At 66.9% G+C, this 24,990-nt stretch carries 23 protein-coding genes; 9 read left to right on the top strand and 14 right to left on the bottom strand.

All coding sequences use genetic code 11. The annotated features are described in order from the left end of the window. Together IM776_RS12340 and IM776_RS12345 are read right to left on the bottom strand one after the other, a co-directional pair. Window positions 1-690 carry an acyltransferase gene (locus tag IM776_RS12340; RefSeq protein WP_194420387.1) on the bottom strand — a complete coding sequence of 230 codons (690 nt, stop codon included), beginning with the start codon at window positions 688-690 and terminating at the stop codon, window positions 1-3. Next, entirely contained in the window at window positions 690-1,952 is a 1,263-nt protein-coding gene (locus IM776_RS12345; RefSeq protein ID WP_194420388.1) for a polysaccharide biosynthesis protein, read from the bottom strand. The genes IM776_RS12340 and IM776_RS12345 overlap by 1 nt, the downstream gene beginning before the upstream one ends. Before the next feature lie 192 nt (window positions 1,953-2,144). On the opposite strand from IM776_RS12345, the gene IM776_RS12350 reads away from it, so the two are divergent. Genes IM776_RS12350 through IM776_RS12360 form a run of 3 tightly spaced genes read left to right on the top strand, consistent with a single transcriptional unit; the run spans window position 2,145 to window position 6,859 of the window. After that, complete coding sequence (locus IM776_RS12350; RefSeq protein WP_194420389.1) at window positions 2,145-4,826, top strand: SGNH hydrolase domain-containing protein; 2,682 nt, start codon at window positions 2,145-2,147, stop codon at window positions 4,824-4,826. Window positions 4,827-4,850: 24 nt separating this feature from the next. Continuing rightward, window positions 4,851-5,885, top strand: coding sequence for a GDP-mannose 4,6-dehydratase (gene gmd / locus IM776_RS12355; RefSeq protein WP_194420390.1), 1,035 nt, complete (start codon window positions 4,851-4,853; stop codon window positions 5,883-5,885). Then, window positions 5,882-6,859: a GDP-L-fucose synthase family protein gene (locus tag IM776_RS12360; protein WP_194420391.1), complete on the top strand. Its 978-nt coding sequence runs from the start codon at window positions 5,882-5,884 to the stop codon at window positions 6,857-6,859. Before gmd ends, IM776_RS12360 begins: the two co-directional genes overlap by 4 nt. Here IM776_RS12360 and IM776_RS12365 read toward each other — a convergent pair. Then, window positions 6,835-8,322 carry a hypothetical protein gene (locus IM776_RS12365; protein ID WP_194420392.1) on the bottom strand — a complete coding sequence of 496 codons (1,488 nt, stop codon included), beginning with the start codon at window positions 8,320-8,322 and terminating at the stop codon, window positions 6,835-6,837. The genes IM776_RS12360 and IM776_RS12365 overlap by 25 nt on opposite strands. Before the next feature lie 117 nt (window positions 8,323-8,439). Here IM776_RS12365 and IM776_RS12370 point away from each other — a divergent pair, with 117 nt between their 5' ends. Both IM776_RS12370 and IM776_RS12375 read left to right on the top strand, forming a co-directional pair. Continuing rightward, entirely contained in the window at window positions 8,440-10,002 is a 1,563-nt protein-coding gene (locus tag IM776_RS12370) for a tyrosine-protein kinase domain-containing protein (RefSeq protein WP_194420393.1), read from the top strand. Further along, window positions 10,002-10,580, top strand: coding sequence for an arsenate reductase/protein-tyrosine-phosphatase family protein (locus IM776_RS12375; RefSeq protein WP_194420394.1), 579 nt, complete (start codon window positions 10,002-10,004; stop codon window positions 10,578-10,580). Before IM776_RS12370 ends, IM776_RS12375 begins: the two co-directional genes overlap by 1 nt. A 27-nt stretch (window positions 10,581-10,607) precedes the next feature. On the opposite strand, the gene IM776_RS12380 is transcribed toward IM776_RS12375, so the two are convergent. The 3 genes from IM776_RS12380 to IM776_RS12390 all read right to left on the bottom strand — a co-directional run bounded on the left by IM776_RS12380 (window position 10,608) and on the right by IM776_RS12390 (window position 14,392). After that, window positions 10,608-12,617 carry an endo-1,3-alpha-glucanase family glycosylhydrolase gene (locus IM776_RS12380; protein ID WP_194420395.1) on the bottom strand — a complete coding sequence of 670 codons (2,010 nt, stop codon included), beginning with the start codon at window positions 12,615-12,617 and terminating at the stop codon, window positions 10,608-10,610. A 111-nt stretch (window positions 12,618-12,728) separates the two neighbouring features. Then, window positions 12,729-13,838 carry a glycosyltransferase gene (locus IM776_RS12385; protein WP_228479750.1) on the bottom strand — a complete coding sequence of 370 codons (1,110 nt, stop codon included), beginning with the start codon at window positions 13,836-13,838 and terminating at the stop codon, window positions 12,729-12,731. Window positions 13,839-13,849: 11 nt separating this feature from the next. Beyond that, a complete protein-coding gene (locus IM776_RS12390; RefSeq protein WP_194420397.1) occupies window positions 13,850-14,392 on the bottom strand; it encodes an LbetaH domain-containing protein in 543 nt (180 codons plus the stop codon). 43 nt (window positions 14,393-14,435) lie between these two features. On the opposite strand from IM776_RS12390, the gene IM776_RS12395 reads away from it, so the two are divergent. Continuing rightward, window positions 14,436-14,804: a hypothetical protein gene (locus IM776_RS12395; protein WP_194420398.1), complete on the top strand. Its 369-nt coding sequence runs from the start codon at window positions 14,436-14,438 to the stop codon at window positions 14,802-14,804. 497 nt (window positions 14,805-15,301) lie between these two features. Here IM776_RS12395 and glmM read toward each other — a convergent pair whose 3' ends face one another. The 4 genes from glmM to IM776_RS12415 all read right to left on the bottom strand — a co-directional run bounded on the left by glmM (window position 15,302) and on the right by IM776_RS12415 (window position 19,753). Beyond that, window positions 15,302-16,660, bottom strand: coding sequence for a phosphoglucosamine mutase (glmM, locus tag IM776_RS12400; RefSeq protein ID WP_194420399.1), 1,359 nt, complete (start codon window positions 16,658-16,660; stop codon window positions 15,302-15,304). Window positions 16,661-16,674: 14 nt separating this feature from the next. After that, entirely contained in the window at window positions 16,675-17,160 is a 486-nt protein-coding gene (gene rpsI, locus IM776_RS12405) for a 30S ribosomal protein S9 (RefSeq protein WP_194420400.1), read from the bottom strand. 26 nt (window positions 17,161-17,186) lie between these two features. Beyond that, window positions 17,187-17,633, bottom strand: a complete 447-nt coding sequence (gene rplM, locus IM776_RS12410; protein ID WP_194420401.1) for a 50S ribosomal protein L13 — start codon at window positions 17,631-17,633, stop codon at window positions 17,187-17,189. A 170-nt stretch (window positions 17,634-17,803) separates the two neighbouring features. Continuing rightward, window positions 17,804-19,753: an acyltransferase family protein gene (locus IM776_RS12415; RefSeq protein WP_228479751.1), complete on the bottom strand. Its 1,950-nt coding sequence runs from the start codon at window positions 19,751-19,753 to the stop codon at window positions 17,804-17,806. Window positions 19,754-19,775: 22 nt separating this feature from the next. Between IM776_RS12415 and truA the strand changes: the two genes are divergently transcribed. Together truA and IM776_RS12425 are read left to right on the top strand one after the other, a co-directional pair. Continuing rightward, window positions 19,776-20,618 carry a tRNA pseudouridine(38-40) synthase TruA gene (gene truA / locus IM776_RS12420; protein ID WP_194420402.1) on the top strand — a complete coding sequence of 281 codons (843 nt, stop codon included), beginning with the start codon at window positions 19,776-19,778 and terminating at the stop codon, window positions 20,616-20,618. A gap of 65 nt (window positions 20,619-20,683) precedes the next feature. Continuing rightward, the gene (locus IM776_RS12425) at window positions 20,684-21,352 is read left to right on the top strand and encodes an endonuclease/exonuclease/phosphatase family protein (RefSeq protein ID WP_194420403.1); all 669 of its coding nucleotides are present in this window, start codon (window positions 20,684-20,686) and stop codon (window positions 21,350-21,352) included. A gap of 24 nt (window positions 21,353-21,376) precedes the next feature. Here IM776_RS12425 and IM776_RS12430 read toward each other — a convergent pair whose 3' ends face one another. The 4 genes from IM776_RS12430 to rraA form a co-directional block, all read right to left on the bottom strand. Next, a complete protein-coding gene (locus IM776_RS12430) occupies window positions 21,377-22,054 on the bottom strand; it encodes a methionine ABC transporter permease (RefSeq protein ID WP_194420404.1) in 678 nt (225 codons plus the stop codon). Then, window positions 22,051-23,100: a methionine ABC transporter ATP-binding protein gene (locus IM776_RS12435; RefSeq protein WP_194420405.1), complete on the bottom strand. Its 1,050-nt coding sequence runs from the start codon at window positions 23,098-23,100 to the stop codon at window positions 22,051-22,053. The genes IM776_RS12430 and IM776_RS12435 overlap by 4 nt, the downstream gene beginning before the upstream one ends. Window positions 23,101-23,116: 16 nt before the next feature. Beyond that, on the bottom strand, window positions 23,117-24,031 hold the full coding sequence (locus IM776_RS12440; RefSeq protein ID WP_228479752.1) for a MetQ/NlpA family ABC transporter substrate-binding protein: 915 nt from the start codon (window positions 24,029-24,031) through the stop codon (window positions 23,117-23,119). A gap of 86 nt (window positions 24,032-24,117) precedes the next feature. Next, entirely contained in the window at window positions 24,118-24,585 is a 468-nt protein-coding gene (gene rraA, locus IM776_RS12445) for a ribonuclease E activity regulator RraA (protein ID WP_194420406.1), read from the bottom strand. A 193-nt stretch (window positions 24,586-24,778) separates the two neighbouring features. Here rraA and IM776_RS12450 point away from each other — a divergent pair, with 193 nt between their 5' ends. After that, the gene (locus IM776_RS12450; RefSeq protein ID WP_194420407.1) at window positions 24,779-24,988 is read left to right on the top strand and encodes a heavy-metal-associated domain-containing protein; all 210 of its coding nucleotides are present in this window, start codon (window positions 24,779-24,781) and stop codon (window positions 24,986-24,988) included. Window positions 24,989-24,990 lie beyond the last annotated feature (2 nt).

Below are 24,990 nucleotides of genomic sequence, written 5' to 3' on the forward strand. Positions count from 1 at the left end.
TCAGAAACCGGCCGGGATCGTGCGGTCTTCATGCGGAACGTAGACGTCCCTGGTCGCGCCGACCGTGCGATCGAACCACCGCCCCTCGACCGCGGTCTTGAAGCGTGCGGGCACTCCCGCCCACAGTCCTTGATCGGAGCGTTCCGCATCGGTGAGAACGGAGCCTGCCGCCAGCACCGACCGGGACGGCAATCGGGCGCCGCCCAGCAGAAGGCACTTCGCCCCGATGAACGAGCGCTCGCCTATCACCACGGGGTACGCGGTCTGCGCATCCCTGGTCAGATCGATGCTGTGCGTCAGCACCTGCGAGCCGAACCCCGCGACGGCGGAGAACGCGCCGACGATCAGGGATCCTGAACAATCCATACCGTGCCGGCTGGTCACATAGCCGTGCTCGCCGATCTCCAGACGCGCACTCCCGGGTATCCGCGAGTACGCGGCGTGCGCGCTGATGATGTTGTTCCGGCCGATCGAGGCGTGCTCGAACAGCAGAACCTCCCGCATGCCCTTGATGACGTTGAACCGGTTGATGCGCGCATGCGGCGCCATCTCGAACGACCGCACCTTCCAGACGAGGTTCGATCGCGCGGTGGCCTCGCGTGCGATCCGGTGACCGCAGGCAGTCAGCAGGCGGTTCTTGATTCGGGATGCCGGCAGCAGCCAGAGTGCCAGCAGAATCAGATGTCTCATCATGAGCCCTTCACTTCCGTCGTTTCAGCGACATGCCGCGTGCGGACGGCGACGACCAGCTCGTACGCCGCCCGAGCGAGCAGCCCGGTCAGCAGACCGACGAACGCACCGACGAGACCGAACATCAGCGCGCCGATGACCACCAGCGGCAGTCCGACGGTCACGCTGATGAGCGTTCCCCTGGCGACAGCATCCAGCCTGCCGAAGGCCGCGAGCACCGCACGCGCCAGAATCGATTCCCATACGTTCAGACCGACGAACACCGACATGAGAACCATGACGGCGTAATCGGGCTGCACCTGACCGGCGCCCAGCCAGGCGAAGAGCCAGGGGGCCACCATCAGCACCGCCCCGGCGAGCGCCACGCAGAAGACGGCGCCGGCGAGCAGTGCCTGCCGCGCTCGACGCATCGTCACCGAGGGTTCGAGTCGGGGCACGTACCCCTGCACCACCGACACCACTGGACCCAGGGCGATGCTGAGCTGGCGCTGCAGCTTGTCCACGAGCGCATAGGTCGGTTGGATCCCCGGTACCAGAAGCGAGATCAGCACCAACGGCAGGGCGGCATAAGCCGAGGTACCAACGCCGGAACCCACACCGTGGCGCTGCGCGACGATGACCTCACGCACGGAACGCCGACTTGTCGCGACCGCCGGACCCCGGCGAAGCACCCACCATGAGGTCGCAGCGAACCCGATGAGCATCCCGCCGAGCATGCACAGCGGCCCGGCGATCACGGCTGCGCCGTTGACGAGAAACACGATCCCGGCCGCCGTGCCGAGCACCCGCGGCAGAGTCTCGAACGCGAGATAGACCCACGGTGCGCGGCGCCCGACGAAGTACCAGTCGGCGGTGAATCCGACCGCGGCGGCAGACAGGCATCCGGCGACGGCGAGGAGCGGATGAGACGGCGCGACCAGCGCGGCCAGCCCACAGCCGACGGCCGCGACCGGCGCGAAGAGCACGAGCCGCGTTCGCAGCGAATCCACGAACTCCGCACGCGCCGCGGACGCGTCGGCGCGCGCGATCATCGCCGGCCCGGTGTGCCCCCACCCGAAATAGATGAGCACGGCGGCGACAGCGCCGACAGCCTGCCCGACCGCGATGGACCCCCACGCCTGTTGTCCGCCGGACTCGAGCATCGCGGGAATCAGCAGTAGAGACGAGGCCGCGAGCAGCGCGACCGACAGGCCGAAACCGATCAGGCGCCCGCCTCCGCGCAGCACGGCCGCTCCGGAAGATCGCACAGAAACACCCGTCATGCTGTCCCCTCTCGCCGCCCCAGTCCGGCTGTGCCATACACCGTATCCGATTCTCGTTCCGCGAGAGAGAGCGAAAATGTGGTTGCGCCGTGCAGTGATTCCCCTATGATCACACTTGAGAGACGAGCGCCGTCCATGTGGACGTCATTGTGGGGATGACCGCCGGCGCTCGCCCTGGGGACGGAGACGGCCATGCTGGGAATGGCTTCGCGCTCACGCATGCCGCGTGCGCACAGGGCCGTTTTCCGCGCCGATGTGCAGGGCCTGCGGATGGTCGCCGTCGTGGCCGTCATCCTGGATCACCTGCTGCACTGGCCCGCCGGAGGCTTCGTCGGCGTCGACATCTTCTTCGTGATCTCCGGTTTCCTCATCACCGGCCTACTGCTTCGCGAGCACGAGCGAACCGGCACCATTTCGTTCTCGGGGTTCTACCGACGGAGGATCAAACGCATCCTTCCAGCCGCGACGTTGGTGGTGATCCTGACCGTCGCCGCGAGCTACCTGCTGCTGAGCAGGGTGCGCGCCACGGACACCTTCTGGGACGGCGTATGGGCATCGCTCTTCTCAGCGAACTGGAACTACGCCGCGGAGGGCACCGACTACTTCCAGCCCGATGTCGCTGTCTCACCCCTGCAGCACTACTGGTCGCTGTCGGTCGAGGAGCAGTTCTACTTCGTCTGGCCGTGGCTGATGCTGCTGATCCTGTGGCTCGGCGCCAAGGCCCGTGCAGGCAGCTCGTCCCGGTCCTCCGTCTCGGTGCAGCTGGCGATCATTGCGATCATCGTCGGCTCATTCGTCTGGTCGATGTGGGAAACGGCCGCCTCACCCACTTGGGCTTACTTCTCCACGTTCTCCCGAGCGTGGGAACTGGGCATCGGCGCCGCCATCGCCGTGTTCGCGAAGTCGTGCGCGCGCATTCCTGACGAGTGGCGGCCGGCGCTCGGGTGGCTGGGTCTGGTGGGAATCGGCATCTCCCTCTTCGTCGTCACCCCCGAGAGAACCTTCCCCGCTCCGTGGGGGCTCCTGCCCGTTCTGGCGACGGCGCTGGTCATCATCGCCGGGACCGGAGGCGAGCAGCGATTCCTCTGGCCGCTCACCAACCGTGTCTCCACGTATGTCGGCGATGTCTCCTATTCACTGTACCTGTGGCATTGGCCGGTCATCGTTCTGATGTCGACGTACCTTCCGCTCGACACGGTGCCCAATCAGGCGATCGCGATAGCGGTCATCATCGGATGCTCCATCGGCTCCTACCATCTCGTCGAGAACCCGATCCGCAACTCAAGCTGGCTGGACGGACGCGTGAAGGCCACCTTCCGCAACCCCCGCGGATGGCGGCATCGTGGGCCGGTTCCGAAGCTCGTCGCCCTTTCGCTGACGTCGGTGGTCACGGTCGGCACGGTGGCATGGGCGCTGATTCCGCAGGAGCCCCGCACTCCGATCAGCCCTCCGGAAGTCGTTTTCCTCGGGGATTCCTACACGGCCGGCATCGGCAGTGACGGCCCCGACTGGCCGACTTCGGTCTCGGAGGAACTCGGCTGGAACGCCGTCAACCTCGCCGCCGGCGGCACGGGCTACGTCACCGAGGCCGGGGTCGAGGGGTGCGGAAAGGAGCACTGCGGCGCATATCTCGAGCAGTCGGAGGCGATCACCGACGAGCCCGACATCATCGTCGTCGCGGGCGGCCGCAACGACCCCGCGGAGAGCATCGAGGCCGCCGCGCTGAAGCTGTTCACGTCCCTGCGGGACGCGCACCCGGACGCTACCGTCATCGCGCTTTCTCCCTGGGCGGATGACGACCCTCTGAACGAGGCGTTCACGGCGAAGTCTGCGGCGGTGCAGAAAGCCGCCGCAGGCGCGGATGTCATCTATGTCGACACGGGGCAGCCTTTCGTCGGGCACGCAGATCTCATCTCGTCAGACGGGGTCCATCCCAACGCCGCCGGGTACACGAAACTATCCCTCCTCCTCGCCCCGATGCTGGCCGAGGCGACAGGTCACTCCCCCACCGGAGTCGGGTCGCCGTCCGCGACCTCGGCGACCGAACGGCAGGATCAGGTGCGTGAAGCGCTGCGCGCGAAGGAATGGCCCGAGCTCACTCCGGCGGTCGACGAACTCGGTGACGACGCGCGAGTGCCGGAGTGGGTGACCGATCACTGCCTCGACGTCGATGACAGCAACGCCGACGGCTGCGCGTACGGCGACGAGGGAGCCGAGCTCATCGCGCTTCTGGGCGATTCACACGCCATCAGCTACATGCCGACGCTGCGTGAAGCGTTTCCCGATCAGCGCATCCAGTCGCTGACATTGCAGCAGTGCCCCGCCGCGCCGGTCGCGGTCCAAGTGCGCACGTCCCAGGGCTCGTCGCCCTACCCGGAATGCGATGATCATCGGGCCTGGACGATGAAGTGGATCGGGACGCACAAGCCCCAGACGGTCGTGATCGTCGACACCTGGGATACTCCTACGCGGATGCCGGGCGAAGACACGGTCGACAAACTGCGCGAATACAAGTCTGCGCTGACCGATCTCGTCGGCCGTCTCACCGAGATGGGGTCGCAGGTCGTCGTCCTCGCATCCCCGCCTCCCGGGGAGAACCTCGTGGACTGCAAGACGCCGGCGAGCACACCGGGGGACTGCCTGCGGACGATGCCACGCAGCTATTCCGAGTGGACCAAGGCCACAGAGGACGCCGTCGCCGAAAGCGACGCCGCAGACGCCCACTTCGTCAGAACCGACGCCTGGTTCTGCGCGACCGGAAGCTGCCCGGCCTTCGTCGCCGGCGTCGCGACCTTCGCTGACGGCAACCATCTGACCGACGCCGCAGCCCGTGCGCTCGGCCCCCTTCTCGTACAGGCACTTTCCACGCAATAAATCCACGTCGACAAAGGAGACACATTGACCAAGCGCGCGCTGATCACCGGCATCACAGGGCAGGACGGTTCGTACCTCGCCGAGCTTCTGCTGTCCAAAGGCTACGAGGTGCACGGAGTCATCCGTCGAGCCTCGACGTTCAACACCGCCAGGATCGACCATCTGTACGTCGACCCGCACGAACCGAGCGCTCGTCTCTTCCTGCACTACGGGGACCTCAGCGACGGCACGAGGCTCGCAACCCTGCTCGCGAGCATCGACCCCGACGAGGTCTACAACCTCGGTGCACAGTCGCATGTGCGGGTCTCGTTCGACGAGCCGGAGCACACCGCCGACACGACGGGCACCGGCACGATCCGGATGCTCGAGGCCGTGCGCCTGTCCGGCATCAAGACCCGGTTCTATCAGGCGTCGTCTTCCGAGCTCTACGGCGCGACCCCGCCACCCCAGAACGAGAACACGCCGTTCTATCCTCGGTCTCCGTACGGCGCGGCGAAACTGTATAGCTACTGGATCACCAAGAACTATCGGGAGGCATACGGGATCTTCGCCGTCAACGGCATCCTCTTCAACCATGAGTCGCCCCGCCGCGGTGAGACTTTCGTGACCAGGAAGATCACTCGCGCGGTCGCACGCATCCAGGCCGGGCTGCAGGACGACCTCTATCTCGGCAACCTGGACTCGGTCCGTGACTGGGGATACGCTCCGGAGTATGTGGAGGGCATGTGGCGCATGCTGCAGGTGGACGAACCCACCGACTACGTTCTCGCCACCGGCGTTGGCTATACGATCAGGGACTTCCTGGACGCGTCCTTCGGCCACGTCGGCTTGGATTGGCAGAAGTACGTGAAGTTCGACGAGCGCTACCTCCGCCCGACCGAGGTCGATGCGCTCATCGGTGACTCGTCGAAGGCCCGAGAACGCCTGGGGTGGACGCCGACGGTCGACGGCGCCGCGCTGGCGCGGATCATGGTCGACGCGGACGTCGAAGCGCTCACCTGTGAGGGACGACCATGGATCGACAAAGTGTCGGCGATCCCGTCGTGGGAGATGGTATGAGCTCCGACACGCTGTCCTACACTCCGGCATCCCTTGATCGCGATGCTCCGTTCTATGTCGCCGGTCACCGTGGGCTCGTCGGATCGGCGATCTGGCGCCGGCTGCAGGCGGGCGGGTTCACGAACGTCTTCGGTGCGACGTCGTCCGAGCTCGATCTCAAGGACCGGGATGCCGTCTTCGCATACCTCGGCGAGACGAAGCCGCGCTACCTCGTCCTCGCAGCAGCGAAGGTGGGCGGCATCCTGGCCAACAGCACGTACCCGGTCGATTTCCTGAGCGACAACGTGCGCATCCAGACCAACGTCCTCGACGCGGCGCTGGCGAACGACGTGGAACGGGTGATGTTCCTCGGTTCGTCATGCATCTATCCCAAGCATGCCGAGCAGCCCATACGGGAGGACTCGCTTCTCACCGGTCACCTCGAGCCGACCAACGACGCGTACGCCATTGCCAAGATCACGGGCATCCTGCACGTGCAGGCGGTGCGCCGGCAGTACGGTCTGCCGTGGATCTCTGCGATGCCGACCAATCTCTACGGTCCGAACGACAACTTCTCCAAGAACGGCTCGCACGTGCTGCCGGCGCTCATCCGGCGATATGACGAAGCCACCTCATCCGGCGCCGAGCTGGTGACGAACTGGGGCAGCGGGATGCCGCGACGTGAGTTCCTGCACTCCGACGATATGGCGGATGCTGTTCTGCACCTGCTCGAGAACTACGACGGCCCCGACCAGGTCAACGTCGGCACCGGAGCAGACATCACCATCAGGGAGATCGCCGCGGTCATCGCCGATGCCGTCGGGTTCACGGGTGAGACGGCGTGGGACACGAGTAAGCCCGACGGCACGCCCCAGAAGCTGCTGGACGTATCGAAACTGGCCGAGACGGGCTGGTCTGCGCGCATTGGCTTGAGCGAAGGCATCGATCGGACGGTGGCTTGGTATCGCGATCACAAAGACGAGGTTCGGGAGTAATCGGGCGGTGACGCATCCCGATCGCGTCCCGCGATCAGAGCGATCGACACGATCGTGATCGCGAGGGCGCCCGTCGCCTGCAGCAGCGAGCCGCGCATCAGGATCGTCATGTACACCGGCAGGATGGCACCGGCGATGGCCCACACGCCGCCCGTCGCGAACGCGGGGATCATCCGCGTGTCCATCGCCCGCAGCGCGACGCCCAGAGCGACGAACACGATCACAACTGCGATGATCCCGCCGTTCACGAGCGCCTCCGCCCACATCGGCGCCGAGAGGTTGTCGAAGGAGTAGCCCCGGTACTCGGCGAGCATGATGCCCGTGTCGGTGGGTTTGTCCGGCCAGATCGCGCGGGGAACGAAGAAGAGCAGGCTGCCCATCGCCTGACGAGCCGGCTGCACGAGTCCGTCGATCCAGTACGACAGCGCATTCGCGATCTGCCAGAACGCGTCGTAGTCGGGATTGGACAGGTACTCCTCGAAGAAGCCCGCGCGCGACACCGTGCCGTTCTCGCTGCGGAACACATCGGCGATGGGAAAGAGGGCGAGGAAGCCCGCGATGCCGGCGAGCATCGTGACCCTGGCACGCATAGGAGTGGCCACCGCTCCCGCGAACACTGCGAGGGCGAAGGCGACCGTTCCGAACGTGTACCGAGCGCTCGCCACCGGGTTCACGATCATCAACAGCAGCACGGCCGCCACGATCGCCCCTCCGAGCGCCCACCGCCTGTTCGCGAGTGTCCGGGCGGTGCGGCTCAGCTGGGCCAAGCCGCCGGTCGCCACCAGCAGCGGGTATATCGCCCCCGCATAGAAGATCGAACGCATGGCGGGGTCTGGCCAGGCCGCCGACCGTGCGGCCTGCGCGCCTTCACGGCTGCCGAGCGAACCGGCCAGCCCCACTCTCGAGACGAAATAGGCGCCGATCAGGACGCCGGCGAGCGCGAGCGCGAGCGTGCGAGCCGGGTGGACGGGGCGCACCTTGAGCGGGGCCTCCCGCGCATTCCGTCCCTCGCGGAGGATCCAGAGGAACCGCCCCACCTCGTAGCAGACCAGCCCGAGGGCGACGATCGATGCGGTCGGGAGGTCCATGCCGGGGTCGACCCCCGGGGTCGTGGTCGAGGTCAGACCGGAGAGGATCTGCGCGGTTGGAGCGATGCCCATGAAGATGTACGCGAACACCCACAGGAAGTAGTCGAACAGCCGGGGGATGCCGCTCACCCACAGGAGCGAGACGCGCACTCCCGCCCACACCATGATGATCAGGGTGACGATCCATCCATCACTCCGCGGCGCGGACGGGACGTACACGAGAAGCGTCGCGGGCAGGGCGACCGACAGCACCGCGATCGACGTGACGAGCAGAACCCAGCGGACCTCCGGACGAAGATCCGACCGCCCGGGACGCTGCGATGCGTCATCCTCGGCTGGTTGCTGTCCGGAGGAGATCGTCCTGGGGTGACTCATGTGTGAATCCGATCGAACAGCATCCGCTGGAAGAGACCTCTGCCGCTGTTACTATCATATCCGGAGTGGGGCGCACGACTGGGCAATGGGGACCCTTCTTCACGATCGGGGAGGGTCATGCAGTCCAACAATCTGCTGAAGCTGATTCGCTACCACTGGGCCGCGATTCTCATCTGCGTCCAGCTCGGAGTGCTTCTCGGCGCGGCCATGGCCATTGTCACTCCGCGCGAGTACACCGCTCATGCCGACGTCTTCGTCCAGGTCTCCGGTGGAAGCAGCACCAGCGATGTCGCTGCGGCGACGAATTACTCCCAGCAGCAGGCGCGCAATTTCAGCGCCGTCGCGACGCGTGAGATCGTTCTGCAGTCGGTCATCGACGACCTCGGACTCGATACCACAGTCCCGCAGCTGCGCACGCAGGTGAGCACAGTGGTGCCGCTGAATTCGACGATGATCACCATCTCAGGAACCGACCAATCTGCCGACACGGCGGCCGACATCGCCAATTCCGTGGCCGCGGCGCTGACCGCGGTCGTCCCGCAGCTGACACCGGAGGTCGTCGGGGAATCCACCGTGCGCATGCAGATCATCGAGAGCGCGAATCCGCCGTCGAACCCATCCTCCCCCAACGTTCCTCTGATGCTCGCGCTCGGGCTGCTTGCCGGGCTGGTGGCCGCAGCGATCGTCGTAGCGATCCGCGCGGCCGTTGGAACCCGCGTCCACTCTGCGGAGCAGGTGGCCGCGATCACCGGCGCCGCGATCATCGGCACGATCGCCTTCGATAAGACGGCCCGCGACGAGACGGTCCCCGTCGCCGAAGGCGCCTGGTCGCGACGCGCAGAGGAGTATCGACAGCTGCGAACGAACCTGCGCTATCTGCAGCCCGATACCGAACACAAGGTCTTCGTGGTCACGTCATCGGTTCCCGGCGAGGGCAAGAGCACGACCACCGTCAACATGGCCGCCGCGTTGGCGGCGTCCGGTCTGCGAGTTGGGCTCATCGAAGCCGATCTGCGTCGGCCGTCGCTCGCAGATCTACTGGACATGACCCCCGGGGCGGGGTTCGCCGGCGTCCTCACCGATGAAGTCTCGCTCGATGAGGCCTTTCAGAGTTGGGGCTCCGATGGTCTGCAGGTTCTGCTGGCCGGTGACACACCGCCCAACCCGAGCGAGCTCATCGAATCGGCGCGGGGAGCCGAGATCCTCCAGCAGATACGTCAGTCGTTCGATGTGACGATCATCGACAGCCCGCCGCTGACTGCCGTCTCCGATGCGGCTGCACTGACGCGGCAGCTCGGCGGTGCGGTGCTCGTCGTCGGCTCCCGGCGTGTGCGCGTCCGCGAACTGCGCCGAGCGGTGGAGCGGCTATCCACCATCGGCGTTCAGATCGAGGGAATCGTGATGAACTTCGCCGCAGTCTCCCGGGCCGACCGGTACGAGTACGGGTACATTCCGTCGACGAAGACGGAGCCTGCCAGGGGCACACCTGCGCCGTCAGCGACGACCGAGGCGGAGACCGAGACCGAGACCGAGGCTCCGTCGACGCGAACCGGCAACGACCGACCGGCGCACGACGCTACGCGGCGGCCCGTCAACCCCGGGCGCAGCGCTGAGCCGCCGCGGCACATCTTTCCCGGTCGTGCCGCCGGGGCGATGAATGCGAACGAGAACCCGGCCTAGTGGCCGTCGCAGCGCTCTCCGCACCGGAGATTCTGTTCGTCTGCACGGCCAACGTCTGCCGTTCTCCCTACATGGAGTACAAACTTCGCGCCATGCTCGCCGCGCGCAGTTCGGCAGAAGTGTCCATCGGCTCGGCGGGCACGCGCGCGCTCCAAGGGCACGAGATGGCGGCGCCCTTGTCGCAACGGCTGCGCGACCGCGGGACCGATCCGTCGGGCTTCCGAGCTGTGCCCCTGCGCCGAGAGATGCTGGAGAGCGCCGCCATCGTAGTGACCGCCACGCGTGAGCATCGCCGCCAGGTGGTGCAGCACAGTCACGCGGCCGCGGATCGTACTTTCACACTGGCTCAGCTGGCGCGACTGCTCGGCGCCGCACCCGCAGATGCGTCCGCCTCGGGGTCGGTGGCGGAGCTTGTGATCGCTGCGCACGGCGCCCGCGGAAAAGCGTCAGAGACGTCGCCCGCTTTCGACGACCTGGATGATCCGTGGCGTCGTTCCCCGCGAATCTACCGCCGGGTCGCGGATCGTATCGATGACCTGCTGATCCCGATGGCGGCCCGCCTGGCCGGTCGACGCTGAGCTCGAACGACCAGGCGGGTGCCGCCGTCACTTGCCGGTGACGGCGTAGTACTGCAGGTCCTGCACCTTCGGGGTGTCGACGACTTCATACGGCGAATCGGCGGTCCTCACCGCCGCGCCTGCGCGAATGATCTTCGCCTGAACCGATCCCACCTTCAGCGGGGCCGTGAACGCGGATACCCCGGCGGGGGCGTCGAACCTCGTGGTCGAACCGCCGACGGTGATCTCGACGGTCGCCGGCGCGGTGAGGAACACGAGCGCCTCGGCGGTGTCGCGCACGTCGCCCTTGCTGCCGCTCAGGCTCGGCTGGATCGGTTCGTGCTCCACCGACGACACCGCGCTCGCGAACTGCACGCGATGGGTGAGGAACAGCTGATCCTCCGTGATCCTCGGAGCCGTCCCGGTGTGGTACCAGTCGGAGTAGTAGCGACTGATCTCCAGGTACGCGCTGCCGTGCGCCATGGACGGCGCGAACTGGGTGGACTCGCTGTAGTCGTTCCAGGTGACCATCTGGACGTACTCGACGTCGTCGCGGATGGCTTTGCTCCATGCGGCGCGGAGAGCTTCGGTATTTCCTGCTTCGGCGTAGGCGCCGAGACGGGGCCGCATGTCCTGCGGTGCAACCGGTTCCATCCAGTCCTTGCCGTACTCCTCCGCCTGGTCGTCGTACACCGGAAGCTTGTTGATGACGCGAGGGTTGCGTTCGCCCCAGTTGCCGAAGCTGTCCGAGAACGGCGCGAACGCCGTCATGTTCGCGTCGCTAGCCGCGAGGAACACGGCCTGGAACGATACCGGCACGTCGTACTTCGTCTCGAGCAGGCTGATGATCTCCTTCCACCACGCTGCACCGGGACCCTCTGCCTTGAAGGAGGAGAGCAGGTAATCGGCGCCGACCTTCATAGCCGCGGGACTCTCGTAGAGGGTTGCCAACGACGACGCCACCTGCGCGGGACTCAGTCGTGAGATGCTCGTCGTTCCGTCGACCATCGGAATGATGTCGAAGTTCTCGAGCTCCCCGGCGGCGAACAGGTTCACCGTCGTCTCCCAGTTCAGGCCGGAGACGCTCATGACGTTGACGAAGAAGCCGTCGATGCCCGCGGACTTCGCCTGACGGATCTCGGTACGCAGATTGTCAACCTGCCACGTCGGCGATGTCGATGCCCCGACCGGAACCGGTCGGTCGCGGAGGAGACCGCCGTATGCCGCGTGAGCACCGCCCTCACCGTCGACGGTGAGATAGTTGCGCGTGTAGTAATCGGTCTCGGTGGGCTTGTTATCCAGCGACAGCGGGTACGGCGGGAAGTAGACGGCCAGCACCTTCTTGTCGCCCGACGAAGAGGTGGCCGGCGGCGTCGGCTCCGGCTTGGTCGGCTGCGGCTCGCTCGGCTGCGAGGGAACCGATGCAGGATCACCGCCCTCGACCTGGAGAACGAGCTGAGGAGCGCGTGGGCCGGCCCCCACATAGGTCGTGCCGACGGCTCCCTGTGAATACTGCAGGCGGAAGGCGAATGGGGCGTCGGTGGACAGCGCGCTGAGGTCGCGCAGCGGGACGGTGATGGTCTCGCCGGCACGCGCCTGCGGCGTCGTGCTGTTGAGCTGAGCCGTGCTGTCAGCCGGCCGATTCTCATGCGTGAGAGTCTGCTCCTGCCACGAAGTGGATGCCGCGTGCACGGTCACGCCGGGCTCGGTCGCGGCACTGGTCGCCACACGCAACACGAGCTTGGCGCTGACGATGGATTGGCCTTTCAGCGCAGCGCCGTCGAACTTCAGGTATGTCCGGTCCTGCTTCGCGGTCATGCTGAGGTACGGCAGCATCTCGTGCGTGGCCGTGGGCTTGCGAGACGTCGTCCACGTCGATTCAGTGGCCGTGAGCGTGACTTCGCTCGTCGCCGCGTTCGCCTCAGCGGCGTCCGCCAGAGGAGATGCGGGGAGGATGACGCCCAGAACGAGGGCGAATGCTGCCAGCACGGCGAGATGTACGGCGCGCGGCTTTCGTGAGATGGGATCGTGCGTGTGGGTACGGGGAGGGGTATCCATGGGGCCTTTCGGGTCCGCGTTCGGCGATCTCCGATGCTCGCGCACCGGTACTCTCCCCCAAGAAGCTTACCGAGTATAACGTTTTGGCTACGCATAGGCCAATCCCCGCGTTCAGGGGTGCGCCGAATACAGCTTCTCCAGTTCGTCGACGACAGTCGACATACTCCTGTACTGCAAAACGGCATCTCGCCCTCGACGGCCCGCTTCGCGGGCCGCGACCGGGTCCGCGAGGAGAGCGGCGATGGCGGACTTCAGCGACTCCGGATGAGGGTCGACGACAGCGCCGGCACGATGCTCGGCGATGAAGCCAGCCAATCCGCACGACTTTGTGACGACCACCGGCAGTCCGACGGACATGGCTTCCAGAACCGACATCGGATACGGCTCATTCACGCTCGGGAGCACGTAGATAGCGGCCTCCCTCATGCGCGCCAGCGTGGCATCCGGCGCGAGAGCGCCCTCCCACTTGACCTGATCACCGACCGCGGCCGTTTCGATGAGACGCGATACGTCCTCGCCGACTCCCTCGTCGGGGCCCACGAGACGGAACCGCGTTGCAGGGAAGTCAGCGGCCAGTTCGATCGCCACCTGCGCGAACATCAGGGGGTTCTTGCGCGGCGCCAGCCTGGCGAGGTAGAGCACCTCGCTCCGTTCCGGCCGCACGCGATCCTCGTCGGCATCGCCGGTCGTCGGCACGCCGTTCGTCAACGGCGCGAGTCGCGCGCCGCCGCGGCTGACCACCTCGAGAGATCGCCGCTCTTCCGGAGTGAGATACGTGACCGCAGTCGCGTCGCGCAACGCCTGCCGCGTCACAGCCGCGTCCAGCGGAGCGGCGAGCGGATTCGACGACTCGTCGATCATTCCGTGCGTCTGCAACACGGTACGCACGCCCGCTCGCTGCGCCAGGCGCGCCGCGGGCAACGTGACCATGTCCCGCGCCGCGTGCACATGAACGATGTCGAACTCGCCCAGGTGCGATCGCAGCCCGCGCAGCAGCCCGGGCGACCACAGTCCGGCGAACCCAGCGCCGGGCAGGACGGTGCGAGCGGGGAAGAGGCGGGCGGGAATGCCTTCGATCTCCGCGGGAGGCGTGCCGTCATAACCGCGGAATCCACCCGCGAGCACGACATCGTGGCCGCGTGCGGCGAGCGCTCGGAGCTGGTTTACCGCGACACGAACCGGACCGCCGTACTCCCCGTGCGGGCTGACCAGCGTCACCACGCCAAGTATCTTCACGGTGCCACCGACACCTGCGCCCGCGGCGCGAGAACGATCGCACCGGCATCGACGTCCCTCGTGACGAGCGCCGTGGCGCCAACGATCGCATCGGCTCCGACGGTGACACCGCGCAGGACCGTCGCTCTCGCGGCGATCCACGCTCCGTCTTCGACGTGGATCGGTGCGTTGTCGAATTCGAACGACGGGGAACGGTGGTCGTGGCTTCCCGTGCAGAGGAATGCCGCCTGTGAGACGCAGACGTCGCTGCCGATGCTGATCGGCTCGAGGTTGAGCAGCCAGACCCGTTCGCCGATCCAAGAGTCGTCACCGATCTCGAGCTTCCAAGGCCAGTGAACGCGCACCCCAGCACGGAGATTGACGCCCGTGCCGATCGTGGCGCCGAAGCTCCTCAGCACGGCGACCCGAACACGAGGAGGAACGAACCACGGCATCACCAGCAGGCTCGAAGCCAGTTGCCATGCCGCCTGCCACAGCAGGTTGCGCCCCTTGTCGTAGCCTGTGCCTTCAAACTTCCCCAGCCTGCGCCTCGTCCCCATATTGGGCATACTACTGGACCCCGTGATCTGCGACACTGGCTCCATGATCACGTCACGAGCGGCAGGAAGACTGCTGTTGATCGCCGCCGCATCATTGGTGCTGAGCGGTTGTTTCGGCGACGCGACGCCTGCCCCGCAGGAGTCGGCGTCGACGGTCAAGACCATCGATGAACTGCAGGACTCAGAGGTTCAGCTCGCCGTGGGAGAGACACTCGGTGTCGACACGCTGGGACAGGACTCGTCCGTGTACGACGCAATGATCCTCGACGGCAGCATCGCCGCGTATCAACCCTCGCGAGACGGAACCCAGATCCGAATCGAGGCCGTTGCCGCCGGAACGACCGATGTGCTGCTCGGCGACCCTGACGAAAGCGTCGACGAGGTGTCGTTCACACTCACAGTCACTAAGTAGCCGTACGCACCGACGTCGATCTGCGCCGGAGACCGTGAGCAGCTGGCCGGAGGCGCCTCGATCGCCGTGATGACATCTCGGCACCCGGTGCCGTGATCTCGGTGATGCTTCCTCCTCGACCGCTGGTGCTGATGGATCGCGGGAGCTGCGTTCAGACCGATCGCATCCTGCTAGCCAACAGCGTCCGGCCAGCGGCCGACCGCGGCGACGCGCGCCTCGCGCGAAGCCAACAAACCCACGTCTTTTCTCCCCCAGGGTCCCCAAACCCTGCCCTCTGGAACGCCGAAGAGACCCCCCTAGCCAAGGTCCAACGACGTTTCAGTCGAACCTGCCTCGAACGCTCGGATCACGCTCGGAACAAGTGCGGTAAGCATAAGCGCGCGTTCGAGTTCCGTACAAGATTCTGTCAGCGGTTCGTTATCGTTCCGTGACGTTGCGTTCACGGCACAGACAGCGCCTTGTGGCCTACGCTACGCGATTCGCCTGGTCAGCTCGGGTTAAAGCGCGAGTCGCTCCTTGACGACGCCCGCGAGCTTCTCGGCGTAGGACTGCGCCGACTCAGCATCCGCCGCCTCGACCATGACTCGCACGAGCTGCTCGGTACCCGACTTGCGCAGCAGCACCCGCCCGGTGGTTCCGAGCTCGGCCTCCACAGCGGCGACGGCGTCCTGCACGCCCTCGTCGTCGGCGCAGCGATCCTTGTCGACGTCGCGCACGTTGATCAGCACCTGCGGGTACACCGTCATCACCGACGCCAGCTCGGCGAGCGACTTCTTCTTGTGCGCCATCTCGGCGACCAGGTGAAGGCCGGTGAGCACGCCGTCGCCGGTGGTCGCGAACTCGCTCATGATCACATGGCCCGACTGCTCGCCGCCCAGCGCGAAGCCGTTCGCGCTCATGTCCTCGAGCACGTAGCGGTCGCCGACGGCGGTCTGGCGGACCGTGATCCCGTGGTCGCGCATCGCCTTGTGCAGCCCGAGGTTGCTCATGACGGTCGCGACCAGGGTGTCCTCCGTGAGGTGGCCGCGCTCCTTCATGGCCACTGCGAGGATCGCCATGATCTGGTCGCCGTCGACGACGTTTCCGTCGGCGTCGACGGCGAGGCAGCGATCGGCGTCGCCGTCATGCGCGATTCCCACATCCGCACCGAGACGCACGACGGCATCTGCGAGGTTGTCCAGGTGCGTCGACCCGACGCCGTCATTGATGTTGACGCCGTCCGGATCTGCGCCGATCACGGTGACGGTGGCGCCGGCATCCTTGAAGGTCTCCGGAGACACGCCGGACGCCGCGCCATGCGCGCAGTCGAGGACGACGTGGATGCCGTCGAGCTGGTGCGGCAACGAGCCCAGCAGGTGCAGCTTGTAGCGGTCCTCGGCGTCGGAGAAGCGCTGGATGCGTCCGACTCCGGAACCGGTGGGGAGGAACTTCTCCCCCGACATCGCGGCTTCGATGCGCTGCTCGACCACGTCGGGGAGCTTCACGCCGCCGCGGGCGAAGATCTTGATCCCGTTGTCCGGTGCCGGGTTGTGCGATGCAGACACCATGACGCCGAAGTCGGCGTCGTGGTCACCGACGAGGAACGCCAGGGCCGGAGTGGGGATGACACCGGCGTCGAGGACGTCGACGCCGGACGCTGCGAGGCCCGCCGAGACGGCGGCCACGAGGAACTCACCGGAGAGGCGCGGGTCACGGGCGACGACTGCGGACGGTCGCTTGCCCTCGGCCCTGCGAGCCTCTGCGGTACGGCCCTGGCCCAGGACGACGGCAGTCGCCTGGGCCAGGGTGAGCGCGAGATCGGCGGTGAGGATGCCGTTGGCAAGCCCTCGCACGCCGTCCGTGCCGAAAAGCGGCATCGGGGCCTGAGCCCTTAGCGCTTCGAGTACTGAGGCGCCTTGCGGGCCTTCTTGAGACCGGCCTTCTTGCGCTCGATGACGCGGGCGTCACGGGAGAGGAAGCCAGCCTTCTTGAGCGTCGCGCGGTTGTTCTCGACGTCGATGCCGTTGAGAGCGCGAGCGATGCCGAGACGCAGCGCGCCGGCCTGGCCCGAGTCGCCGCCACCGGAGATGCGCGCGATGACGTCGTACGCACCCTCGAGGTTCAGCACCTTGAACGGGTCGTTGATCAGCTGCTGGTGCAGCTTGTTCGGGAAGTAGTCCTCGAGCGCACGGCCGTTGACCGTGATGGTGCCCGAGCCGGGGACCACGCGCACGCGGGCGATGGCCTGCTTGCGGCGACCGACGGCCGCACCGGAGACGTTCAGCACCGGACGGGGAGCCGTCTCGGTCGCTGCTGCGCCCTCGGGGGTGGAGGTCGAGTAGTTCTGCGGGGTTTCGGTGGTTTCGATGTCAGCCACGAGTATGTCCTTAGTCGTTGCGGCGCTTACTGGGCGACCTGGTCGAGGGTGTACGGCTGCGGCTGCTGAGCGGCGTGCGGGTGTTCGGCACCGACGTACACCTTGAGCTTGGACAGCTGCTGACGGCCCAGGCTGTTCTTGGGGAGCATGCCGCGGACGGCCTTCTCGACAGCGCGGATGGGGTTCTTCTCGAGGAGCTCCTCGTAGGAGACCTTCGACAGGCCGCCCGGGTAGCCGGAGTGACGGTAGGCCATCTTCTTCTGGAGCTTCTGGCCGGTCAGGGCAACCTTGTCGGCGTTGACGATGACGACGAAGTCGCCGGTGTCGACGTGGTTCGCGAAGGTCGGCTTGTGCTTGCCACGGAGGATCGCGGCGGCGTGCGAGGCCAGGCGACCGAGCACGACGTCAGTGGCGTCGATGACGATCCAGTCACGCTGGACCTCACCGGTCTTCGGGGTGTATGTGCGCGTCACAATAGTGCTGCTTTCTTGATCGAACGGAGAGGTTCGTGAATCCCACTCCGGGGTGGTTCTTCGTCTATCGACTCGAACACGCCAGTGGAGGGCTCACGTTCGCGGCACTCGGCAGTCGAGTACCAAAGAGACAGCCTACGGCATCCCGGGCGCGTGCGCGAATCGGCGGGCTACTCCGGGAACGGGACGTGCGGGGCACGGCCCGTCGGCGCCTTCTCGAAGTCCTTCTCCGCGCGGATACGGTCCTTCTCGATGCGCTCGAGCGCGGACTCGACGGATGCCGCGAAGACCTCTCCCCCGGCCTCGCCGGGATGGATGCCGTCACCGGCGAGCAGGTCCTGATGAGGTGCGATGGCGCCAGACCAGTCCGCGACCCACACATGACGGTGGCTGTCGGCGAATGCCTCGAGGTCGGCGTTCACCCCGGGGATCCAGTCGCGTGGGGCATGCGCATTGACGAGGATGAGATTGCGGTTCTTGCCCGCAATCTGCGACATCTGGTCGAGCACCTCCCGGTCGACCGGGCCGTTGGTGCCGAGCCCCACGACGACGTTCTTGCGCAGCTGGCCGTTCGCCTCGAGCGCGCTGAGGATGTCGGGACCCGCCCAGATCGACCGCGACACTTCCGCGTCGACGGCTATGCCGGGGAAATCCTCGAGCAGCGAGGGCGCCGAGGCGAGCATCACCGAGTCGCCGACCGCGGTGATCTCGGAGCCGTCGGGAATCGTGATCGCCTCGGTGGTCGGCTCGGGACTCGGGCTCGGAGGCGGCGTCTTCGCGGCTTCGAGCGCGTCCTCGCCTCGGTTGATCGCCGCGACCGCGGTCGTCGTGTGGGGAGCATTCACCACGGCCGCCGCCGTGCCTCCGATCGCCACCGCCGCGACGGCCAGGGCCGTGATGCCGGCGAACCTGCTGACGGGCCCGCCGGCGATCCGCCGGCCGAGCGCGCGCAGCGCATGGCGGAACCCGTACCTGCGGAACGGCAGCTCGACGAGGCGATACGACACGGCCGCCGCGCCCACCGAGATCACCAGCGAAAGGCCACCGGCCCACACCGGGACACCGGCCTCCGGCCCGAATCCCTGCGTGCCGACGAGCACCAGCACGAGCACCGGCCAGTGCCACAGATAAATGCCGTACGAGCGGTCCCCGATCCACTTCACGGGCGCGACGTCCATGCCGCGCCCGAACCACGACCCCGGCCACACGCCGGCGAAGACGGCGAGCACCGAGCCGAAGGTGGCCAGCAGCAGCATTCCGGGGAAGGTCGCGGCATCCGCGGTCTCCGGGAAAGACGCTGCCACCACGATCGCCGCGATGCCCGCCACGCCGGCAAGCAGCGTCCCGACCTGCATCGACCGCGACCGCATCCATGCCCTGTCCGGCATATTCGCGACGGCGAACGCCAGCGCGATGCCAAGCAGGATGCCGAACGCGTGCGCATCGGTGCCGAAGTAGGCTCGCGTCACCTCGCCGCCGGCGACGAGCTGCGCCATCCACCATGCCGAACCGCCCGCCGCGACCAGTATGAGGGCGACGCGCGTCCAGCGTCCGGGGATCAGCAGCACGAGCGGCAGCAGCAGCGGCCAGAGCACGTAGAACTGCTCCTCGACGGCGAGCGACCAGAAGTTGCGGAACAGCTCGGGAGCCGTCGCGGCGAAGTAGTCGGTTCCATCGGCGACCGCGAGCCAGTTGTAGCTGAATGTCGCAGCGCCCAGCACCTGTCGTCCCATGCCGACCAGCAGGTCGCCGCCGAGCAGCCAGGCGACCGTCGCGCACACCGTGACAACCACGGCGAGCGCGGGCAGCAGACGACGCGCGCGCCGCCGCCAGAAGTCGACGAGACGGCGCGGCGAACCGAGCCGTCCGAGCCGCGACGGCCGCATGAGCAGCGAGGTGATGAGGAATCCGCTGATCACGAAGAACACGTCGACGCCGACGAATCCGCCGAGCAGCGGAGAGCCGGGGAACAGGTGGTAGACGACCACGAGGGTGACCGCGATCGCTCGCAGACCGTCGAGGCCCGCGAACCGCGTGGGAGTCGTCTGATTCAGCATCTTGGAGAAATCGCGCACCGGCACCCGTCGGCAGGTCACTGCCCGGAAGCCGGGAGAAGTCAAAGCTCCAGCTTAGGCTGGTCGGGTGAGAATCCGCCTGGACATCGCCTATGACGGCACCCACTTCCGCGGCTGGGCGAAACAGCCAGGTCTGCGCACTGTGCAGGGCACCCTCGAGGCCGCCCTGGCGCGGATCGTCGGCTCGGACGTGCAGTTCGTCGTCGCCGGCAGAACGGATGCCGGGGTCCACGCCGCAGGCCAGGTCGCGCACGTCGACCTCGACGATGCGCAGTGGGCCCGGATCCAGGCGCGCCACGGTCGCGCTGCATCCGACCCCGCGGGGTCGATCGCCGCACGGATGCGCGGAGTGCTCGGCGCCTACCCCGACGTCACAGTGCACCGCTCTTCCCTCGCGGCGGAGGGCTTCGACGCGCGATTCTCGGCCATCTGGCGGCGTTACCGATACCGTCTCGCCGATGACGTGGCCGGCTTCGATCCGGCGCGCAGGCTCGACACCACCAGCATCCGCGGCGAACTCGACGTCCTGGCGATGGATGCCGCGGCGCAATCCCTGATCGGCCTGCATGACTTCGCCGCCTACTGCAAGGCGCGCGAGGAGGCCACCACGATCCGCACCCTGCTCGATTACCGGTGGCAGCGGGATGCCGACGGCGTCCTCGTCGCCCAGGTCAAGGCCGATGCGTTCTGCCACAGCATGGTCCGCGCGCTCGTCGGTGCGTGCGCTGCTGTCGGCGAGCAGCGGCTCGACGTCGCAGACCTCGTCGTGCTGCGAGACGCCCTGCGGCGCACCAGCGAGTTCAAGGTGCTCGCCGCGCGCGGGCTGACGCTCACCGAGGTCGGCTATCCGGCCGACGAGCTGCTCGCGCAGCGTGCCGAGCAGACCAGGGCGCGCCGCGACTCGGAGTAGCGCGTTCACCCGCTCCTCGCAGTTTCGTCACCCACGACTCAGGTGTGCGCAGTAGCGTTGCGATGATGAAGGTCATCTCGTACAACCTGCGCAAGCATCGTGCTGCGACGGAGCTCGAGGAGCTCGTCGACGAGCACGAGCCCGACCTGCTGTGCCTGCAGGAATGCGACGTGGCGGCGCTGCCCGACGAGATCAGCGGGCTGGCGCTGGCGGATGCCACGCAGGGCAACCGGCTCGGGCTCGCGGTGTACTACCGGACCAACACGTTCCGTCTGAAGGACATCCGCACCATCGGGCTCAAGAAGTCCCTGCACGACATCATGCTCAGGCCCGCGCACGAGCGCGTGCTCGGTGTGCGACTGCAGGACATCGACAACGGCCAGGAGCTGATCGTGGCATCCTTCCACGCCGCGCCGCTGACAGCGCTGAATTCGCTGCGGCGCAACCAGATCCGGGCGGCACTGACCGAACTCGAGTCGATGGGTCCGGGTTTGCCCGTGCTCATGGTCGGCGACTACAACTACCCCGTCTTCAAGGAGAACCTCGGTCAGAACGTGCGCGACCATGGCTACACGCTGACCCTCAGCGACGAGCGCACGTACACGCGGTACCGGGTCTTCAAGGGGCACTACGACTTCGCGACGTCGGACGGGTTCCGGATCGACCGCATCCAGACGCTGCCGCAGCGTTCCAGCGATCATCGCCCGATCCTCGTGACCGCGGCGATCGACTGAGACCGCCGAGCAGCAGAGGCCCGTCTACCGTCGCAGGATGCGCTGGGCGAGCCAGTTGCCGAAGATTTGGCCGACCTGCACGATCACGATGATAATCGCCACCGTGACCCAGGTGGCCTCCTGGTTGAACTGCTGGTAGCCGTAGATGATGGCGAAGTTGCCGAGCCCGCCGCCGCCGATGTAGCCGGCCATGGCCGACATGTCGACGACCGCGATGAACATGAACGTGTAGCCGAGGATCAGGGGCGCGAGCGCCTCCGGGATCACGACGCCGAACAGGATCGACAGCCGCTTCGCGCCGATCGCGAGCGCGGCCTCGACGATCCCCGGATCGACGGCCACAAGGTTCTGCTCGACGACCCGCCCGATCACGACGGCGGCCATGATCGTCATCGGCACGATCGCCGCCTCAGTGCCGAGCGTCGTGCCGGCGATGGCTTTCGTGACGGGGCCTACGGCGGTAAGGAAGATGATGAACGGAATCGGCCGGATGACGTTGATCACCAGGTTCAGCACGTTGAACACGACCCGGTTCGCGAACAGGTTGCCGGGGCGCGTCGCGTACAGCGCGGCGCCGATCAGCAGACCGGCGACCCCGCCGATCAGCAGCGTGACCGCCACCATATAGACGGTCTCCTGGACCGACTCCCACAGCACCGGTGCCAGCGACGCCCAGTCGGTGGCCGTGCGCACGCCGATCATGCCAGCACCTCCGTCTTCGTGCGGGCCGAGAGTTCGCCGACGACCTCCGCGACGGCATCCGCCTCTGCCTGCACCCGGTAGGTGAGCGTCCCGAGCTGGCGCCCCCGGATGTCCGTGACGCCGCCGAAGACGACAGCCCTGCGCACACCGTGGCGCTCGAAGACCTCATCGACGTTCTCACTCGTGAACTCGTTCACGTCGACGCTGATGAGCGTGCCGCCGCCGGTGCGGAGAGCATCCAGGGTCTCGCCCGTCGGCACGCCCTGCGTGACGGCGGCGACGAAGCGCTCGGTGAGCTCGGCGCGCGGATGCGCGAAGACCCGGTAGGTGTCGCCGCTGTCGACGACGCGGCCGCCGTCCATGACGACGACCTGGTCGCACAGCTCGTGGACGACGGAGATCTGGTGTGTGATGACGACGATCGTGATGCCGAGCTCGCGGTTGATCCGCTTGAGGAGGGCGAGCACCTCGCCGGTGGTCTGCGGGTCGAGGGCGCTGGTGGCCTCGTCGGCGAGGAGGAGCTCGGGGTTCGCGGCGATGGCGCGGGCGATGCCGACGCGCTGCTTCTGCCCTCCGGACAGCGAACGCGGGAACCGGGCGGCCTTGTCGCCGATACCGACGAAGTCGAGCAGCTCGGCGACACGAGGGCCGATGTCGGCCTTCTTCCAGCCCGCGACCTTCAGCGGGTACGCGACGTTGCCGCGCACGGTGCGCGAGGTGAACAGATTGAACTGCTGGAAGATCATGCCGATCCGGCCTCGGAGCGCGCGCAGCTGACCCTCCGAGGCCCTCCCGACGTCCGTTCCGAGGACGGTCACGGTGCCGCCGGAGGGCTTCTCGAGCCCGTTGATCAGTCGGACCAGGGTGGACTTCCCCGCTCCCGAGTATCCGATGACGCCGACGATGGAGCCCTGCCGGACTTCCAGGTCGACGTCTTCGAGGGCGTCGACGACGGGTCCCCTGCGCGTTCCGGGGAACGCCTTGGAGACGTGATCGAACGAGATGATGCTGTTCGGTCCGCTCGCGCGGGACCCGTCGTCGTGCATCACTGCTTCAGGTGCTTCAGTTCTGCGCGCGCAGCTGATCTTCGAGATCAGTCAGCTCGGCCTGCAGGTCCTCGGCGGTCCAGTCGCCCTTGAACTGCAGGTTGCCCTGATTCAGCTCGGTGACGGCCGCTTCGACCTCGGTGGAGTGATAAGCGTCGATGATCTTCTGCCAGCGCGGGTCGTCCTGGTTCTCTTCCTTCACGACGAAGGCGTTGATGTAGGGCGCGAGCTCGGGGTTGTCGAGGTCTTCCTTGAAGATGATCAGGTCGTCGCCGAGGCCGCCCTTCTGCGCCTGGGTGTTGTTGACGACCGCGGCCTGGGCGCTGCCGTCCTTGAGCGCTGCGACGGTCTGGTTCGTGTCGACGGCGAGGATCTCGACCTTACTGGAGGTGATGTCCGCCTCGGACGAGAACGCGTTGCCGCCGTCCTCGAGCTCGAGGAGCCCTGCGCTCTGCAGGTTCAGCAGTGCGCGGGCGAGGTTGGTGGGGTTGTTCGGGATCGCGACGGTCGTGCCGTCGGGGATGCTGTCGGTGTCGGTGAACTCCTCCGAGTACAGCGCGAGCGGGTAGACGGCGGTGGCGCCGACCGGCACGAGGGTGCCGCCGTTGTTGACGTTGAAGTCGGAGAGGAAGATCAGGTGCTGGAACAGGTTGATGTCGGCTTCGCCGTCCTGCACGGCCTGGTTCAGTTGCACGCCGTCGGTGATGGTGCGGACTTCGAGGTCGATGCCTTCGTCGGCGAGCTTGTCCTTGAGGATCGTCCAGTGCGCTTCGGTGCCGTCATCCGCGACCAGGACGAGCTTGCTGTCATCGCCGCCGGTCTCGTTGTCACCGCCGCCAGCGCAGGCCGCCATCGACAGGGTCATGGCACCGGCGGCCAGGATGCCGAGGACGGACAGGAGCTTCTTCTTCGCAGGGGAGGTGTTCTTCACGAAAGCGAGTGAATCACGTGCGGCGCGAGCGGCCGATTCGAGCGGTAACGGCGCGTAACTTCCGCCGGCTCAGCGCTCCCGCCGGGTCAGCGTTCGACGAGGATGCCGTCCTCGTCGGCGTACAGGTGCTGGCCGACCCGGAACACCACTCCCCCGAACTCGACGTCGACATCGACCTCCCCGGCACCGAGCTTGGCGCTCTTGCGCGGGTTGGTGCCGAGCGCCTTGACGCCGAGCTCGAGCCCGCCGATCGCAACGCTGTCGCGGATCGCGCCGTGGATCACGACACCCGCCCAGCCATTGGCGACGGCCGATTCGGCGATCAGGTCGCCCATCAGCGCGGTGTTCAGGGACCCGTCGCCGTCGATCACGAGCACGGCGCCGTCGCCGGGGGTGGCGAGCGTGGCCTTGACGAGCGCGTTGTCCTCGAAGCAGCGGACGGTGCGGATCGGACCGTCGAACGCCGAGCGTGCGCCGAACGAGCGGAACTGCAACGACACCGACTGGAGGTCGTCGCCGAATTCGTCGTAGAGGTCCGCGGTGGCTGTGGTCATGCGGCCATCCTGGCATGCGCGCATCGGCTGCCTCCAGCTCGGAGGTGGCGCTTCGTGCCGCTGTCGCCGCCTCCGAGCGGCAGCAGGCGACACCTGCCGAGCAACGGCGACACCGCGAGGAATACCCCTAGGGGGTACTCTGTTATGGTCGAAGCAACACCGAGCGACGACATCCGATCGAAGGGAACGCGAGATGAGCACCACCGAATACCAGGTGACCGGCATGACCTGCGGACACTGCGAGATGTCCGTGCGCGAAGAGGTCGCCCAGATCGCGGGCGTCGACGGCATCGATGTCAGCGCTCAGACCGGCAGGCTCGTCGTGACGGCATCCGCCCCTGTCTCCGACGCCGACGTGCTCGCAGCGGTGGGCGAAGCCGGATACTCGGCCGTCCGCGCCTGAGA

The organism is Microbacterium abyssi, assembly GCF_015277895.1.
Lineage (GTDB): Bacteria > Actinomycetota > Actinomycetes > Actinomycetales > Microbacteriaceae > Microbacterium > Microbacterium abyssi.